The sequence below is a fragment of the Sphingobacterium sp. UBA7249 genome (assembly GCF_002472835.1).
GTDB classification, from domain to species: Bacteria; Bacteroidota; Bacteroidia; order Sphingobacteriales; family Sphingobacteriaceae; genus Sphingobacterium; species Sphingobacterium prati.
The window spans coordinates 32689-50505 of sequence record NZ_DKST01000026.1 but is presented as its reverse complement, the minus strand read 5'-3'; the positions used below and the strand labels follow the sequence as shown (position 1 = coordinate 50505).

The 17817-nt window shown below is 37.7% G+C and carries 17 protein-coding genes and 1 tRNA gene; 12 read left to right on the top strand and 6 right to left on the bottom strand.

Annotated elements, in window-relative coordinates:
- Positions 1 to 54 precede the first annotated feature (54 nt).
- From B4A24_RS18395 to B4A24_RS18375, 5 genes are all read left to right on the top strand, one after another.
- Positions 55 to 588, top strand: a complete 534-nt coding sequence (locus tag B4A24_RS18395; RefSeq protein WP_288812340.1) for an OmpH family outer membrane protein — start codon at positions 55 to 57, stop codon at positions 586 to 588.
- Positions 589 to 692: 104 nt separating this feature from the next.
- A complete protein-coding gene (locus tag B4A24_RS18390; RefSeq protein ID WP_293946473.1) occupies positions 693 to 1259 on the top strand; it encodes an OmpH family outer membrane protein in 567 nt (188 codons plus the stop codon).
- Between the two features lie 437 nt (positions 1260 to 1696).
- Complete coding sequence (locus tag B4A24_RS18385) at positions 1697 to 2368, top strand: TetR/AcrR family transcriptional regulator (protein ID WP_293946472.1); 672 nt, start codon at positions 1697 to 1699, stop codon at positions 2366 to 2368.
- Between the two features lie 188 nt (positions 2369 to 2556).
- Entirely contained in the window at positions 2557 to 3855 is a 1299-nt protein-coding gene (locus tag B4A24_RS18380; protein ID WP_293946471.1) for a (Fe-S)-binding protein, read from the top strand.
- Between the two features lie 7 nt (positions 3856 to 3862).
- A complete protein-coding gene (locus B4A24_RS18375) occupies positions 3863 to 4657 on the top strand; it encodes a (Fe-S)-binding protein (protein WP_293946544.1) in 795 nt (264 codons plus the stop codon).
- A 404-nt stretch (positions 4658 to 5061) separates the two neighbouring features.
- Here the strand turns inward: B4A24_RS18375 and B4A24_RS18370 are convergent, their stop codons facing one another.
- On the bottom strand, positions 5062 to 5652 hold the full coding sequence (locus B4A24_RS18370) for a TIGR00730 family Rossman fold protein (protein WP_293946470.1): 591 nt from the start codon (positions 5650 to 5652) through the stop codon (positions 5062 to 5064).
- A 169-nt stretch (positions 5653 to 5821) separates the two neighbouring features.
- Between B4A24_RS18370 and B4A24_RS18365 the strand changes: the two genes are divergently transcribed.
- Together B4A24_RS18365 and B4A24_RS18360 are read left to right on the top strand one after the other, a co-directional pair.
- A complete protein-coding gene (locus tag B4A24_RS18365) occupies positions 5822 to 6472 on the top strand; it encodes a DinB family protein (protein WP_293946469.1) in 651 nt (216 codons plus the stop codon).
- 4 nt (positions 6473 to 6476) lie between these two features.
- Complete coding sequence (locus B4A24_RS18360) at positions 6477 to 6926, top strand: SRPBCC family protein (protein WP_293946468.1); 450 nt, start codon at positions 6477 to 6479, stop codon at positions 6924 to 6926.
- A 100-nt stretch (positions 6927 to 7026) separates the two neighbouring features.
- Here B4A24_RS18360 and B4A24_RS18355 read toward each other — a convergent pair.
- The 4 genes from B4A24_RS18355 to B4A24_RS18340 form a co-directional block, all read right to left on the bottom strand.
- Positions 7027 to 7110: transfer RNA gene (locus tag B4A24_RS18355), tRNA-Leu, on the bottom strand.
- A gap of 74 nt (positions 7111 to 7184) precedes the next feature.
- Complete coding sequence (locus tag B4A24_RS18350) at positions 7185 to 8063, bottom strand: exopolyphosphatase (RefSeq protein ID WP_293946467.1); 879 nt, start codon at positions 8061 to 8063, stop codon at positions 7185 to 7187.
- 295 nt (positions 8064 to 8358) lie between these two features.
- Positions 8359 to 8907: a hypothetical protein gene (locus B4A24_RS18345; RefSeq protein WP_293946466.1), complete on the bottom strand. Its 549-nt coding sequence runs from the start codon at positions 8905 to 8907 to the stop codon at positions 8359 to 8361.
- A 75-nt stretch (positions 8908 to 8982) separates the two neighbouring features.
- Complete coding sequence (locus tag B4A24_RS18340; protein WP_293946465.1) at positions 8983 to 11559, bottom strand: phosphoenolpyruvate carboxylase; 2577 nt, start codon at positions 11557 to 11559, stop codon at positions 8983 to 8985.
- A 259-nt stretch (positions 11560 to 11818) separates the two neighbouring features.
- Here B4A24_RS18340 and B4A24_RS18335 point away from each other — a divergent pair, with 259 nt between their 5' ends.
- Positions 11819 to 14011 carry an FUSC family protein gene (locus B4A24_RS18335; protein ID WP_293946464.1) on the top strand — a complete coding sequence of 731 codons (2193 nt, stop codon included), beginning with the start codon at positions 11819 to 11821 and terminating at the stop codon, positions 14009 to 14011.
- Positions 14012 to 14040: 29 nt separating this feature from the next.
- Positions 14041 to 15027, top strand: a complete 987-nt coding sequence (locus B4A24_RS18330; protein WP_293946463.1) for a YpdA family putative bacillithiol disulfide reductase — start codon at positions 14041 to 14043, stop codon at positions 15025 to 15027.
- On the opposite strand, the gene B4A24_RS18325 is transcribed toward B4A24_RS18330, so the two are convergent.
- Positions 15024 to 15638: a TetR/AcrR family transcriptional regulator gene (locus B4A24_RS18325; protein WP_293946462.1), complete on the bottom strand. Its 615-nt coding sequence runs from the start codon at positions 15636 to 15638 to the stop codon at positions 15024 to 15026. The two genes, B4A24_RS18330 and B4A24_RS18325, sit on opposite strands and share 4 nt — an antisense overlap.
- Before the next feature lie 104 nt (positions 15639 to 15742).
- Here B4A24_RS18325 and murB point away from each other — a divergent pair, with 104 nt between their 5' ends.
- The 3 genes from murB to B4A24_RS18310 all read left to right on the top strand — a co-directional run bounded on the left by murB (position 15743) and on the right by B4A24_RS18310 (position 17810).
- The gene (gene murB / locus B4A24_RS18320) at positions 15743 to 16759 is read left to right on the top strand and encodes a UDP-N-acetylmuramate dehydrogenase (RefSeq protein WP_293946461.1); all 1017 of its coding nucleotides are present in this window, start codon (positions 15743 to 15745) and stop codon (positions 16757 to 16759) included.
- Between the two features lie 260 nt (positions 16760 to 17019).
- Entirely contained in the window at positions 17020 to 17529 is a 510-nt protein-coding gene (locus B4A24_RS18315; protein WP_120260597.1) for an RNA polymerase sigma factor, read from the top strand.
- Between the two features lie 32 nt (positions 17530 to 17561).
- Positions 17562 to 17810, top strand: a complete 249-nt coding sequence (locus B4A24_RS18310; protein ID WP_293946460.1) for a cytochrome b5 domain-containing protein — start codon at positions 17562 to 17564, stop codon at positions 17808 to 17810.
- The last annotated feature ends 7 nt before the right edge of the window (positions 17811 to 17817 follow it).

The following is a 17817-nucleotide window of genomic DNA, read 5'->3' as shown; positions in this document are numbered from 1 at the left end:
TAAAGTAAATTAATGTTAAATAATAAATTATAGTCTATAAAACTTACAGGAAATATGAAAAAAATATTGTTAGTTATAGCTTTTGTAGTCGTAAGTGCTACAGCGACATTTGCGCAGCAGCTTGCATATGTAGATTCAGAATATATCCTAAAACATGTCCCAGAATATACCACTGCACAAAAACAGTTAGATGATCTTTCTAAACAATGGCAGGCGGAGGTAGATCAAAAATATGCTGAAATAGAAAAGTTATATCAGGCTTATCAAAAAGATCAGGTCCTATTAAATGAAGATATGCGTCGTCGCCGCGAAGACGAAATCGTTACTAGAGAAAAAGAGGTAAAAGATTATCAAAAACAAAAATTCGGATTTGAAGGTGAACTTTTCAAAAGACGCGTGCAATTGGTAAAACCTATTCAAGACCGTGTTGCTAAAGCAATACAGGATGTTGCTTCTGCACAAAATCTAGATTTCATTATGGATAAAGGAAACGAGTCAACTTTCTTATATGCGAACCCAAAATTGAATAAAAGTAATGAAGTCATTACAAAATTAGGCTACAAACCCAATCCTAGTCTTGCAAACTAAGCTAGAGTTTGTTATCATTGTGGACACAAGTAATACAAATAGTAATTAATTAGAAAACTAAAAAAATTGCCATAGAGATGGCTTATTAGATTAAAATGAAAAGCATGAAAAATTTATTAAAAGGTGCGGTTGCTATAGTGGCAGTATTTTTCTCAACTCAATTCGCAAATGCGCAGCAAAAGCTTGGTCACATCAATTTTGCTGAAATCATTCAATCCACTTCAGATTATAAAACAGCTGAGGGTCAGTTGAAAACGTTGAGCGACGGTAAAACAAAAGAAATTCAAGATATGGTTACCATTTATCAAACCAAACAAAAAGAGGCTAATGATAAATTGCGTAACAGAAGTGAAGCGAATAAAGAAACTGTTGATCCTGAAATCAACAAACTAGGTCAAGAATTGCAAGATATTCAATCACGTATTCAAACTGCACAACAAGCTGCACAAGAAGAATTGGGCAAAAAAGAAGATGAATTAATTAGCCCTATTCAGAGAAAAGTAGCTGAAGCAGTAAGCGTAGTATCTAAAGAGAAGGGTATGGCTTATGTATTTGATATCTCAAGCACAAACATTCCTTATTTCCAAGGCGGTGAAGATCTAACTGCAGCTGTGAAAACAAAATTAGGTATTTCTGCTACGGCAGCGCCTACAGCACCAGCGAAAAAATAATAACATTATAAAAGATATAAAAAAAGGGANNTCCCTTTTTTTATATCTTTTACCATAATTCAGACCCAACGTAAACAGCTAAGAAAGCTTCCGACCGGCCCCCGAAGACATACTTTAATAGTATGTCAACACGAATAAAAATCTACAACACGATTTACTTGCTTTTACCAGCTAAAATTAAGATATTGTACAAGAAAATACATATCTACCTAATGAAAACTTCATGGGCGTAAATTTGTTTACTAACGAACGAATATGACATCTAATGAAGCTTCGTTGCTAAAAATGTTTAATTGCATGAAATTATCGTGGAGTTAAATCGCCTCAAAGGCTTATACAATTTAATCTATGGTAACTTCAGTGGTATTAAAACCGCCGAAGGCGGCATAATTAATGCCTTTGATAACAAATTGGTAATGAATAAACAAATTATTCTAATGAAAAAGAAAGTAATTGAGGATCATCCAAAGAAACAAAGAAAAGTGACATCTGGCCCTATCCGGGACAAAGAACGTACCAAGGCACGGATGATCGCTGCAGTAGGAAAAGTCATCCAAAAGAAAGGCTACCATGCATTAAACGGCCCCAATATTGCCCTGGAATGTGGCTTGAATAAAGCGCTAATCTGGAATTATTTTGGAGGTCTTGATCAATTGGTGGAAGCGTACCTAACACAAAAAGACTTTTGGCAAATTGGAGACAAAGGCGTGTTGGAGCAAATGATATCAAATCCAGAAGATATTGATGTTGCTTTGATCAACGAACTACTTAAATCACAGTTGAACACATTTTTAAAAGATAAAACCAAACAGAAAATCATCCATTGGGGACTGGGTGAGAAAACAAAAGCACTCAAAAATATAGCTGATCGCCGAGAAGTTCTTGGCGAAGAATTGTTCAAGCACATTGATCCAAAATTTGAAAATTCTGAAACTGATTTAAGGGCTACACTAGCCTTATTGGTTAGTGGGATCTATTATTTAAGTTTGCAAGCTAAATCGACAGGCAGCACGTTCTGCGGTATCGATATCAATACAGAAGAAGGAAAAGCCCGTATTGAAAAAGCAGTTGAAAAGATTCTCAAGCAAACATTTGCGAACGTAGAATAGTTATACAAATGATCTCAGCTTCCAAGAACCACGACAATTCTTGGAAGTTTCCTACACAGCATTTCCCATCTCGGTCAATAAATTCCGACAGAAATGACGTAATAAATCTCATTTTTTGATTTATTTTTATTATGTTAGCATAACAAAAATAATATGGTATATTTGTTATATAACCAATAGTCTAGCATATGATAGGTCAACTAATATTTGCAATTTGTTTTTTTGGTGCACTATTCTTCTTCGCTAAGAATGCACGCCAGATCTATAATAATATCAAATTGGGTAGAGATGTAGATCGTTCAGACAGGCCGGCAGAACGTTGGAAGACAATGATTTTAGTTGCTTTTGGACAAAAAAAGATGTTCAAAAGGGTTACCCCCGCCATTCTACACCTATTTGTCTATTTAGGCTTCGTAATTATCAATATTGAAATGTTGGAAATTATTATCGATGGCTTATTCGGAACCCATCGGATATTTTCGTTTTTGGGAAGTTTTTATAATTTTTTGATTGGTTCATTTGAGTGGCTGGCCCTCGGGGTATTATTATCCTGTCTGGTATTCCTTATTCGAAGAAATGTCATTAAGATAAATCGTTTAAAGAGTAAAGAACTTAATAATTGGCCTAAAACAGACGCTAACATTATTCTAGTTACTGAAATCCTGCTCATGTCGGCTTTCCTTTTAATGAATGCAACTGATCTAAAATTGCAGCTTTATGGTTTTGAACATTTTAAATCGGTTGGTTCGTTTCCAGTGAGTCATTATTTGTTACCTTATCTCCCGACCGCCACAGCTACATTATATACCATTGAAAGATGTTGTTGGTGGTTCCATATTTTAGGTGTATTGGCATTTTTAAATTACCTCCCCTATTCGAAACACCTGCATATTATTCTTGCTTTCCCAAACACATATTTTTCAAGTTTGGATGCCAAGGGAAAATTATCAAATATGGCCGCTGTAACCAACGAAGTTAAAGCCATGCTTGATCCAGCTTTTACTCCACCAAACTCAGATGCAATAGCTCGCTTTGGCGCTAAAGATGTTCAAGATTTAACATGGAAAAACCTGTTGGATGCCTACACATGTACCGAATGTGGCCGATGTACTTCCTCGTGCCCAGCCAATATCACGGGAAAACTATTGTCTCCTCGAAAAATAATGATGGATACAAGGGATAGAGTAACAGAAGTGGGTAACAATATTAAGGTAAATGGCGCCTTTGTAGCCGATGGCAAATCGCTTATTGACACCTATATCAGTAGAGAAGAATTATGGGCGTGCACAAGCTGTAATGCCTGTGTAGAACAATGTCCAGTCAATATTAATCCATTAGATATTATCATAGAACTTCGCCGCTTTGCAGTAATGGAGGAATCTCAGGCGCCAACAAGTATTAATAATATGTTTGGAAATATTGAGAATAATGGCGCTCCGTGGAAGTATGCTCAAATGGATCGTGCAAATTGGACGCAACAACAATAGTTTAATGATGGAAAATGAATTAAAAGTTCCAACAGTCGCCGAACTGTTAGCTAAAGGAGAAACTCCTGATATCTTATTTTGGGTGGGTTGTGCTGGTAGTTTTGACGAGCGTGCCAAAAAAATAACACGTGACATTTGTCGAATTCTCCAACATGTTGGGATCAACTATGCAATCCTTGGAACTGAAGAAAGTTGCACGGGCGATCCTGCCAAACGAAGCGGGAATGAATTTTTATTTCAAATGCAAGCCATGATGAATATCGAGGTATTGAATGGCTATGAAATCAAAAAGATTGTCACCGCTTGTCCGCACTGTTTTAACACGCTTAAAAATGAATACCCTGCTTTGGGAGGCAATTATGAGGTCATCCATCACACACAGTTGATCCAGAGTCTCATCGACGAGGGCAAATTAAAACCAGCTGATAACAACGTATTCAAGGGTAAAAAGATCACCTATCATGATCCATGCTATTTAGGTCGTGCAAACGAAGTTTATGAAGCACCTCGCAAAGTGCTTGAAAGTTTAGATGCACAACTGGTTGAATTGAAACGTTGTAAAAGCAATGGATTGTGTTGTGGCGCTGGAGGCGGCCAAATGTTTAAAGAGCCCGAACCTGGTAAGAAAGATATTAATATTGAACGTATTGAAGAGGTAATTTCGGTACAGCCTCAAGTTGTAGCAGCAGCGTGTCCTTTCTGTATGACGATGTTGAAGGACGGTGTGAAAATAAAAGACAAAGAGTCCGAAATAGAGGTGCTCGATATCGCTGAAATAACAGCCCGCGCAAATAAACTTTAAAATTTTAGTTCGGAAGTTACTATATAACGAAAGAAAGGCTTGATCCGTAGATCAAGCCTTTTTTTTGCTAAAAGAAGACTCCTTTAACATTGGTAAAAAGCTAGCCGCCATAGCTACCCTGCCGGTTAAAATATGGGTGCTATGTACGGCTAGCGACGGACGATATCCACTATCATCCATGCATTAACCATCACCAACCATTTCAAAGGTAGGACTCATATTTTACAAATCAATTGTTCATTTCATATAAAACATTGTTCAAATCATCACTTTTTCAAAATTTACGTCAACTTGCTGTTCATACGCTATTTCTCGACATACGTCCTACGCTGGAACCATCTCAATACATGCTGATTCCTTATACACACTCCATAATGGATTCGCTGATTCTAAGGAATTAATACTCAGATATCATCTTTGCCGATCCACTTGGTTGTTTGCGGTGCTTTATAAAGCTCCATTTTATCTAAGAGTTCCTCTATTGTATTCCCAACCAATAGCATATCCTTGTTTACTTGTTTTAGAAGACCTTCTTGGACCATATGTTCTATAAAATCAAGCAGATGGTCATAGAAACCATCCATATTCAATATTCCTACGGGCTTCTTATGTAACCCCAATTGCGCCCAAGTAATCATTTCAAAAAGCTCCTCAAGTGTTCCAAATCCGCCCGGGAGAGCTATCGCTCCATCTGCATAATCGTTCATGATTCTCTTACGGTCATGCATGTTGTCTACTGTTATCAATTCAGTTATGCCGGTATGTTCCCGTTCCTTCGAATTTAAAAAATGTGGAATTACACCAACCACTTTCCCGCCACTATCCAATACAGCATTTGCTAAAGCGCCCATCAATCCGACCCGGCCGCCACCGTACACGAGACGAACCCCCCGCTGTACGAAAATGTGCCCAACATGTTTCGCCTGTTTCTCATATAAACCAGAGCGACCTAAACTAGAAGCACAAAAAACTACAATACTTTTAATTTTATTCATGTACAAGTATAAAGAATATGGGACTTAAATCCTCACCGATTGAATGGCTCCTGATATATGATTTTTCTTGTCTTATGCAAAGAATAAAAAAACAAAAATGCGTTATAATTGTAAAAGTAAAGTGACATTAAACAATTAAAAAAATATAACTATGCACCGGATTATAAATATGATAGCGATTGCTGGCATCAGTGCCGCACTCCTATCGACAGCCCCAGCAAAACAACAAACTGGACTTCGAAACAATCCTATTGAAGCAATTGAGCGTACTTCGTTCACAGCTGGCCAAGGTACAGATTCTCTATTGCAGTACTTCGATCAAACGACCAAAGAACTCGAAAAACAAATCGCAGGACTTAGTGAGGCTCAGTTACAATTCAAACCTGCTCCAGACAAATGGTCTATCAGTCAATGCCTGGAACATATCATATTGTCTGAACGCATGATATTTGATATGGCAAAGACAGCCTTGACAAAGGCACCTCAGCCCGAGAGAAAAAGTGAAGTAAAAATGACGGATGACAATTTAAAAACGACACTTACGGATCGAAGTCACAAATTTCAGGCCCCTAAAGAACTTCAGCCCAGTGGCGTGTATAAAGACACAAAAACTGCTTTAGCTGATTTTCATGCTGCGCGACAACCAGTCATTGATTACATTAAGAAATCGGATGCTAAAGATCTACGCAACCATATCAACGATTATCCAACAGGCGTCGTAGATGGTTACCAAGGCTTGATGTTTATTGCCGCACATTGTGCCCGACACACCAAACAGATTGCAGAGGTAAAAGCAGATCCTAACTTTCCAAAACAATAAGAAGATGAAAAAAATGAATTATCAGATCACCATCGACGCTCCCGTTGATCAGGTATTTAAAACCATGCTTGGAAAAGAAACATACAAACAATGGACAACCGCTTTTAATCCAACTTCCGATTTCGAGGGCAGTTGGGACAAAGGAGCGAAGATTTATTTTACGGGCATCAACCAAGATGGTGAAAAAGAAGGTATGGTCGCGGAGATAGCCGAAAATATTCCCAATAAATACCTATCTATTCGTCACTACGGCATATTAGACAAGGGCAAAGAAGTTACGGAAGGCCCGGCAGTTGAAGGATGGGCTGGTTCATTTGAAAATTACACCTTTGAGGATCTTGGCAGTAAAACATTATTAAAGGTCGATGTCGATACCAATGAGGAATATTTGGAGTATTTTGACGAAGCCTGGCCAAAAGCTTTACAAATTCTGAAAGAAATCAGTGAAAAATAATTATTGGCAGCACCCATTTATTACACAAGAGCGGATATAATGCTAAAAATGAAAAAAAGGCTAAATCTCCAACTGAGATTTAGCCTTTTTATTTTTAAAGTGCCCAGGAGCAGATTCGAACTGCCACGCCCATACGAGCGCCACCCCCTCAAGATGGTGCGTCTACCAATTTCGCCACCTGGGCGCATATTCGCCTTTGGTACCACAAAAATAAAGATTTTTACTTCTTTTGCAAGGCGAAAAATACTTTTTAATGCTTTATTTCACTAAATTCCTATTGATCAAGGTTCTAATTACACCATCAACCAAACCAACCCGGGGTACAATGATCTGTTTTAGTCTGCCATGCTTCATAATTGTCAAAAAAATCTCACTTGCCGGAATAATGACATCAGCCCTGTCTTCATTGAGCCCCAACAAAATAATACGTTCTTTTAAAGAGAATGAAGCCAAATGCTCATAAACAGCTTTTAATTTAGCATATGACAACGGCTTATCAACTTTTTCATCAGATAGTCGTGCTAGTTTATTGATATTTCCTCCAGTCCCGATGCCAATAACCTGTTTATACATATGGGTATTGCTCCGAACCCACTCCTTGAGTTCATCCCAGGTTTCGGGATTATCCTGATTGTCCAAAATGCGTATTGTACCTAGATTAAAGGACCTGGAATTCACCAAGACACCATTGGCAAATAAAGACAATTCTGTACTTCCGCCGCCTACATCAATATAAAGGTATACCTTGTCCTTTTCAATCTTATTATCCCAATGGCTATTGTAGATAATTTCCGCCTCCTTAGCGCCCTCGATGATATCTATATTGATTCCATTCTTCCGAACTTCCGCAACAATATCAGCTCCGTTTTTAGCGTCGCGCATCGCCGACGTCGCACAGGCCATATAATCTTCCACCTGATATACATCCATCAATTCACGAAATGCTTTCATGGTTTTTATCAAACTCTCTGCCTTTCTAGGGGAAATTTCCTGATGTATAAATGCATCATCGCCCAAACGTAATGGAACCCGCAAAAGTGTATTCTTTTTAAAATTATATTGCTCTTTGTGCCCAATGATATCAGCAATCAAAAGGCGGACCGCATTGGACCCTATATCTATAGCAGCGTATCTCACGTTTTTGTTTCTTTCTATTAGTTGATTAAATCATGCTAAAATAAACACAGTAATTAATAACTGTATTATACGAATGTTAAGTTATTATTAATTTAACAACTCGACAAATCTTTCTTTTCAATTCTTGTATTTCACAAAGCATCTTTCTCTTCTCAAAATAAAGGTCAATTTAAGCATACAGCTAAAGGATAAACTTTGGAGCGACTGCCATTCACGATGATAATTAGGAAAACGAAAGCATAAAAAAAGGAATATTTACTAAGTAAATATTCCTTTTCCAGTATATTAGTTTTACTTAGTGATGGCCATGTTCTTCAACTTTCCCACCAGCCAATTTATAGATTTCTTCAACCTTCTTCAAAGATTCCTCTGAAATATGAATTACCGCTTTGTTCGTATTATGCTCTTCATGAGATAATCTGCTGTTGATCTCACCTTGTTTTTCTACGACCAATGCCAAGAATGCTTTATCATTGAATACCGCAGTACTATCTGATCCTGCAATTGAAACCGGAACTTGAAGCGCTGGTACCCCACGTTGTGCCTCGCCTACATGTAATTCTTTTGCCAAACCATCTAACTCAGGCAATACAGTAGCATAAGCTTCTTTAATTTTAGCTGCTACATTCTTCACCTCTGTTGATGCGGATTGCTTTGCAGCCACATCAGCAAGATTTACTAAATAGTTGCCATTCTCTCCAACGAATTTAATCATGGCAAAGGCATCGCCATCTGCTAAAGATGCATTGGCATATTGACGCTGTCTATTTGCAGCTGTTTCACCGCAAGACGCAAATAAAGTACTCGCACAAGCAGCTACAATAAATAACTTATTAATCTTCATATCAATTTTGTTAATTATACAAAAGTAGATAAAATATACATTCTTCGAAACCTAATCCGTGAAAAGAAACGAAAATTAAGCAACATTTCTTCCTGCATTAATCACACCGAATATTGTTCGGGCAATCAGTTTTGAATAATCCTCACGCTGTGCCTCATCTAATTTATCCGAATTGAGTGCACGAATCGCATAATGTTGGATCACCAGCAAAGGCAATACGATGCTTTCTCGCGCCAAAATGGAAGCACGGTCTACAGGATAATTTTCCATCAATTTAGATGTGCCACTAAGCTTTAATAGATACTCTTTGGTAATCTGGTATTCAGCATAGAGGTTTTTCCAAAATTCACCATACACTTTATCTTCCTTCATATAGGCTGTAATATCAAAATTAGATTTGGTCATGGACATCATACAGTTGTCGATCAAAGTCTGGAAGAATCCCGAGGAAATATACAATTGTTGCACATCCTTCCATAGATTATTTTTCTCGGCCCATTGCAAGGCAGTCCCTACCCCATAAAATCCAGGAATATTCTGCTTCAACTGACTCCACGAAGTGACGAAACTTATCGCGCGTAAATCTTCCAGTCGTAACTCCCGTCCAGAATTCCGTTTTACAGGCCGACTTGAAATATTGATGGATGAAAGTGCTTTCAATGGTGACATCGTTTCCAAATAGGGTAAAAACAACTTATTGGTACGAAGACCCATAAATTTTTGATGACTTAATTCGGCCAATTTATCGATAATCTCTTGTTGATGCTTCGTCAATGTATCGCCTACACGTTGTTTTAAATCGGAAATAATCCCCGCATGCAGAAGCTGTTCTATATTAAAACGGGCTGTATCCAACGAGCCATATTGACTACTGATTGTTTGTCCCTGGATCGTCAATTGGATATGATCATTTGCAATTTCTTTACCCATGGAAGCATAAAAACGCTGCGTTTTACCACCACCACGCGCTGGAGGCCCACCTCTACCATCAAAAAAGACAAGATCAACATCGTATTCTCGGGAAATCGCCGTCAACTCTATTTTCGCTCTATAAATTGACCAATTGGCCATCAAATAACCACCATCTTTTGTACTATCCGAATAGCCCAACATAATGGTCTGTTTATTTCCTCTACGTTTTAAATGTGCCTTATATTCTTTATTGCTGTACAAGGTCTTCATCACATCTGCCGCTCTGGTCAAATCATCCACTGTTTCAAATAATGGAACAAAATCGATCGTCAACGCATCTTTCTTCCAACCGGACCACAAAAATAACTGGCGTAAACCCAGGATATCGCTTGCTTGTTGACAATTACTAATAATAAAACGCTGTGCTGCACGTTCAGAACCTGAACGTTGGATTTGTTTAAGCAATTTGATTACACCCGAAGTATCTTTCGTCAACGGATCTGCATCCTCGCCTACCGTGAGATCCAATTCCTTAAACTTCAACGCCTTCTGCTTATCGACTTCACTCAGTTCCAAATAATTCAATGGCAAGCCAGTAGCCTCCTGATTCCGTTGAATCAGGTAATTCGTTGCTTCCCGGAGGATACGGCTATCCTGCCTGATATCCAATGTCGTGAAGAAACAACCAAATGTCATTACTTTACGAAGCAAATCATCCACAATCTCAACAAAGAGACCATTGTGATATTCTTCCAGCACATTTTTGATTGCCTTTAAGTTTGTAATGATATTATCTGTTTCATCCTCGGGGTTTTCAATAGGATTAAAGCTATTTTCATAAAATAAGGTCTGCAAGTTATCCATATATTCCTCAACCCCTCTGAACGTAATACGGCGTCTAACAATACGAAAATCTCGGTAATAACATCTAAACAAAATAGTACGCAATAAAGCCGCGACTTTCTTGGTACTTTCAACACTGACATTCGGGTTTCCATCACGATCCCCACCTGGCCAAAAGCCCAACTCGATCAGCTGTTTTACCTCCTCCGTATCGACATCCAATTCGTCGTCAATAAAAGACTGTATTTCCGAAGCTACCTTATAAAATACATTTTCCAAAAACCAGGCTAAACTAGCCGCTTCATCTACTGGAGTGGGTTTATTTTTATTGATGAATGGCGTTTTGCCAAGCTGTTGCAATAATAAATGTATACTGTGAAGGTCATTAGTCTTTATCGCATCAATCAAATCATTGATAATCCCCAATACTGGCCCTGGATAAAATTGAGTAGGGTGTGCCGTAAGTACCAAACGAACTGAAAAATCCTTTAATTTAGACACGATTTTCCGTCGCATATCACCGTTGCCTTCGGCATTTTTGATCAATGCACCCAATACATTTTCATCGTCGCCCCGACCAACCATCTGAAATGACGAATCCTCTATTGCATCAAACAATACGACTTGACGCTCTATATATTGGACAAAACGAAACAATAAATCAATACGTTGTTCTTCCGAAGAAAACTCTTCATGCTGATCAAAAAAGCTCTTTATGATCTCATCTGGAGTCAAATGTTGGTCAACACCCTTCTCGCATTGCTTTGCAAAAAATGGCAATAAAGTTCCTGTATCTTTAACACGTTGAAATGGCAATGTTAAAAACAAACTTTTGAAAAGCTCAAAGCGTGTCAATACCTCGTCCTGAAAGACGGCTTCATTTTTACTTTGCTTCATATTTAAATCTTTGAAAATGGTCAAGAGAGTTTAGGTGACTCTTGAATTTTTGTAATATATCTGAAATTACCCTATGCACCAAATATAACAATATTATATTTAAACAAATAAAAATATATAAATTAATCAAAAAAAACATCAAAATATTATAAAGATATTAATGAAATTTCGTATTTTTTTGTTTTTAACATATTATTACCGCAACTCTGGAAACCACGGGCTAATATAGCCTTATCTATGTATATTTGTGCTATACAATATGAAACAGATACAAGAAATAAAAAGTTTTTTCTACAGTCAATATTTTGCAGATGGGCTCCGAATTACCATTGGATGTATCGTACCTGTCCTCATCTTTGCCACCATTGGTCAATTTACCAATGGTACAATCGTTTCCTTAGGTGCCCTTTTAGTTGGACTATCTGATACTCCCGGAGCTCCAAGTCACAGACGCACAGGGATGTTTGCAGGAGCAATACTGACTACGCTGACATTTATTCTGACCAATATTGTCAATCAAAATGTATATCTCCTAGCTATTTTTATTGGAATAGCCTGTTTTATCTTTGCCATGTTTGCAGTATTCAATAGCCGGGCAGCCAATGTTGGCTTAATGTGCATATTGATGATGCTAATCCACGTGCAGACACACTATCCCCTGGATCAAGCCATCAGTTATCTAGGCTTTTACACCCTTGGTGGACTCTGGTATATTGCGATCAGTCTTTCTATTACACAGGCACGCCCCTATCGATTAGCCGAACAGGAACTTGCAGAAACCATTCGTTATGTTGCCGATTATATTCGATTGAAAGCTAATTTTTACGATGCGAAAATTGATAATGACAAAAATTACCTGAAATTGATTGACAAACAAGTTGAAGTGAACCAACATCAGGAAAATGTAAGGGACCTATTATTCCAAAGTAAGAGATCCATTAAAGATACGACTAAAGTAGGCCGATACCTCACCCTGATTTTTAATGATATTGTCGATCTATTTGAACAAAGTATGGCTGCGCATTATGACTACAACACAATCAGCGAACGCTTTGGCCCAACAGGTATCCTGGATGATTTTAAAAATGTTATTTTAAAGTATACAAACGAGTTAGACAATTTAGCCTATCAGCTCAATACCAATATTCAACCCAAACCGCTGTATAATTTTGATGATGACCTCACGGGTCTTCATGCAAAAATTGACCAGCTTGACAAGGATAATCAATATAGTACCTTTGCGCTACGCAAAGTGTTGATCAATTTACGTGATTTAGTCCGTCGCATAAAAAACATTTATGGCTACTCGCACCTGCAGCCTGACGATGTTAAAAGGAAAGAAATTGATGATGCCAAACGTTTCGTCCAAAGCTCTGCAATTGACCTAAAAAAGTTCCGCGAAAACCTAACCTTAAAATCAACGATCTTTAGACACGCCTGCCGTATGGCAATCGTTATGTCAGTCACATATTATATCTTCGAGACCACCAATATCACCAACAACGTCTATTGGATACTATTGACGATCATGGTGATCTTGAAACCAGGATTTGGTCTTACAAAGGAGCGAAATATACAACGTCTTATCGGGACTACCATCGGCGGATTAATCGGCGCCTTTATTCTGCTGACTATACACGATCCGACGATACTGTTCGTATTGCTGGTTTTTTTCTTCCTAACAGCCTACAGTTTATTCAGGGTCAATTATGTCGTTGCTGTTCTTTTCATGACGCCGTATGTATTGATCATGTTCAGTTTCATCAGTTCCAATACCCTAGAAGTAACCAAAGAACGCATCTTGGACACATTTATTGGGGGAATGATTGCTTTCCTCTCTAGCTATATTATTTTCCCGAATTGGGAAAGCATGCAAGTGAAGGAATCTATGCGCAAGCTTTTGATCGCCAATTATAATTATATCTTTCAGGCATTAAAAGAAATTGCGGGCCAAGCCCCATCGATAACAGACTATAAATTAGCCAGGAAAGCCGTGTATGTCGAAACCGCAAATATGGGATCCACCTTTCAACGCATGCTGACTGAACCAAAAAAAAGACAGAAATACAGCAAGGAGGTCAATAAATTTGTGATATTTAACCATATTCTCGCTTCATTTTCCGTCACATTAATGAATCATTTGGACGAAATGGATAACAATTACCTCAACAAAGACCATGTGCGTGCCATTAGAAAAATATTAAACAGTCTGGATCAATCTATTCAACTACTTTATTCTCCGGATTCCAGCGCGGCCTTTTTGCCCATGGAAATCGAAATATCAAATCACCGATTTGACAACAGTGACATTAATTCTGCGGATGGAAAGCTACTGGAGGAACAATTGGAATTCTTGTATAAAATTGCTCAGGACTTAAACAAGATCGTTCAGGATCTCCACGATAAAAGTGCCGCAGAGCAGGCCGCAGAATTATCGAGAATAATAAGCTAATATCCCAAAAATTCACGAAATTTACATGTATGAGTGAAAACATGACAACCTCTTATGACATTATCATCGTGGGAGGCGGCCCCATCGGCCTCGCCTGTGCCCTTGAAGCAAAACAGGCCAATCTCAGTTATCTTATTATCGAGAAAGGATGTTTGGTAAATTCGCTGTATAACTATCCACAAAATATGACTTTTTTTTCCTCTTCTGAGCGGCTGGAAATCGGGGGTATCCCTTTTGTGACAACCAATCCAAAACCTCGAAGAACGGAAGCCCTAGAATATTACAGACGTATCCAACAAAAATTTGAATTGGATACCCACCTCTTCGAAGAAGTATTGGGTATCGAGAAAAATGAATCTGCATATTTTAACGTCAAAACCAGCAAACGAAGCTACCTAACTAAAAAAGTGATTATCGCTACCGGTTTTTACGATATCCCCATGCTACTTCATATCCCCGGCGAAGAACTTAGCAAGGTAAGACATTATTACGATGATCCTCATTATTACAGTGGTCAAAAGGTTATTGTCGTGGGAGCAAGCAATTCATCCATAGATGCTGCATTAGAAACCTTTCGAAAAGGTGCTAAAGTTACATTGATCATACGGAGCAATGAAATCAGCCCTAGAGTTAAGTATTGGGTCAAACCGGATATTGAAAATAGAATTTCAGCGGGAGAAATCGATGTGCTTTATAACAGTCAACTAACAGCTGTTACTGAAACAACTGCGACTGTTCAAACGCCAACAGGTACTCTCGAACTCGAAAATGATTTTGTACTCGCGCTAACCGGATATCGGCCGAATTTTGATTTTCTGAGAAAGATAGGAATTGAAATCCCAAACCAGGCTCCTTGCATCCCTTCTCATAACGAACAGACAATGGAAACAAATATAAAAGGCTTATATTTAGCAGGAGTGGTATGTGGTGGATTAAATACCCATCTTTGGTTTATCGAAAATTCAAGAATTCACGCCAAGCAAATTATTGAACATATAGAGTCCACACCGAATTAACGATATTGATAGCGAAGGCCATTTAAGAAAATTTTCATCATTTTCTTTTGTAAACTAAGGATATGATCAAATTCCTCTTTGGTAGGAAACAGCATATTTTTCATATCTTTCAATATGCCCATACGCATACCAAACAGCGAATACAATAAAATGCGCGCTGTCTCATTCAGATCGTCCACCCGGATTTCCTGGGCATTTATACCAATCTGAAGAATTTTTTCAATGATTTCAACCTCACGCAGATATGATTCTTTGAATACCTGCTCCAACTCATCTGGAAGTTCCTTGACCATCTTCATGGTATACTCAAACAAATTATAGTATTGATTGATTGCTTTGACACGCATATCGATGGAATACATCATAATCTCCTCAAAGTTGCCACCTTTGTCGATGACCGCTTCAATTTCCTCAATCATTTTGTCAATCACATACTCGAATACGGCAGAATACAAACTGTTTTTATCGGGGAAATAATAATAAAGCAGCGCTTTTGAAAAATTAAGATCTTTAGCTATCTCCGACATCGTGGTTTTAGCCATACCAAAGTGTGCAAAACGCCTTGTTGCAGCTTCTAGAATTTTGATCCTTTTTACATCTGCATTACCCATTAAACTTATATTTTTTATCGTTAAATAAACGGTTTATACTATCTTTACCGAATATCAGGCTAAAGATAGCTGATTTTTTTGAATTTCTGAAAACTAAAGTCAATATGGAGTTAAACATTCAATCGAATATTTCGTTGAAACCTTTCAATACATTTGGAATAGAAGAAAAGACAAATTTCTTAATCGAAGTGAATGATAATGAAACACTGACCAAAATTTTTAAAAAAGGACTTTTTAAAGAAAATTTCTTCATTCTCGGAGCAGGCAGCAATGTGCTGTTTACAAAACCATTTAATGGATATATAATCCGAATAACGAGTAAAGGAATTACGGTAAAAATTGAATCGGAGAAAGTCTATGTCAGCGCCAAAGCTGGTGAGGTATGGAACGATTTTGTTTGGTATTGTATCGAACACAATTACGCTGGGATAGAAAATATGGCTCTTATTCCCGGCACTGTTGGCGCTTCCCCTGTACAGAATATAGGTGCTTATGGCACTGAATTAATGGATGTCTTCTATGCTTGTGAGGCCTTTGACACCCTATCGGGTACATTTAATACATTCAAAAAGGAAGATTGTAATTTCTCCTATCGGGACAGTATTTTTAAGACAGCACACAAGGGCCGTTTTATAATTACTGAGGTGACCTATAAACTTAGCCTTACACCCAAAATCAATACAAGTTATGGCGCAATTGCAACGCAGCTCATTAAAGAAAATATAACCCAACCTTCTATCGCCGATATAGCAACCATCGTATCAAAAATTCGCGTAGAAAAATTGCCGGATCCAAGTACCGTTGGCAATGCAGGGAGTTTCTTTAAAAATCCCGTGATCTCTACGAATGACTTTGAACGATTATTGACATTGTATCCAGCGATCCCACATTACCCGATGCAAGACCAACAAATAAAACTTGCAGCTGGCTGGTTAATAGAACAGTGTGGCTGGAAAGGTAAAGAATACGGACAAGCTGGTGTCTGGAAAAATCAGGCACTTGTACTAATAAATAGACAAAACGCTAGTGGACAAGAAATTTATGAACTTTCTGTCCAAATTATTGAAGATGTGAAAAATAAATTTGGGATTGTACTCGAGCGCGAAGTTAATTTATTGTAAAGGATCAAAAAAATAGCTGTGTCTTTTCAGCAATCAAAATAGCAATATTACAGCCTCCATATGGTTTAGATCTCGTATAGACCAAACTTATTTTACTTACGGTTAATATCCATAAATGATTTTAGGTCTTAAAATAATCTTAAAATTATATTAAGAAATTCATTCTTATCAATTTTGGCGCATTATTTGCCTCATACTTAACGAACCGCAATTTATAAACTTACTGTTTTCTAAAAAGAACAGTTGTAATTCATTAAGCTATGACAAAGAATGAATTTGACACCATGGTTATTGAGCAATCTGACTCATTAAAACTCTACGCCAGAAATTTCACCAGCGATTATGAAGATGCGAACGATCTTGTGCAGGACACCATTCTAAAAGCTGTAACCTATTTCAAAAATTTCAAAGAAGGGACTAACCTAAAAGGGTGGCTTTACACCATCATGAAAAATACGTTTATAAATAATTATAGACGGATTGTAAAAACCAACTCTTTCATTACGAAAGATGAAGACATCTCCAATTCAAACTTGTTAATATCCGCTTCAAGTAACCAAGGAGAAAGCAAATTTGTTATGGAGGATATCCACGAAGCCCTATCCAATCTTTCCGAAGAATATTACATCCCCTTTTCGCTCTATTTCGAAGGCTTCAAATATCATGAAATATCAGAACATTTGAACATTCCTATCGGAACTGTAAAAACCAGGATACATGTGGCTCGCAAATTAATGAAACGATCACTATCAGCCTATAAAGTAGCTTAGTTTTTGCTATCTTCACCTTCTTACAGAATATAATGATAAAAGAAGGTTTACCTGAATATAGTAAGAGTCAGCTCGCATTGCGGAATGGACAAGATAAGCCTCAGATTTGGGTGGCTTATAAAAATTACATCTATGATGTGAGTGATAGCAGACTTTGGAAGAATGGCATGCACTATGAACATTGGGCAGGCCAAGATCTAACTGAGGAGCTCATAGATGCTCCTCATTCAGATACCGTATTTTCAAAATTCGAGGTTATCGGAATCTTGAAGAGCAATTAAATAAAAC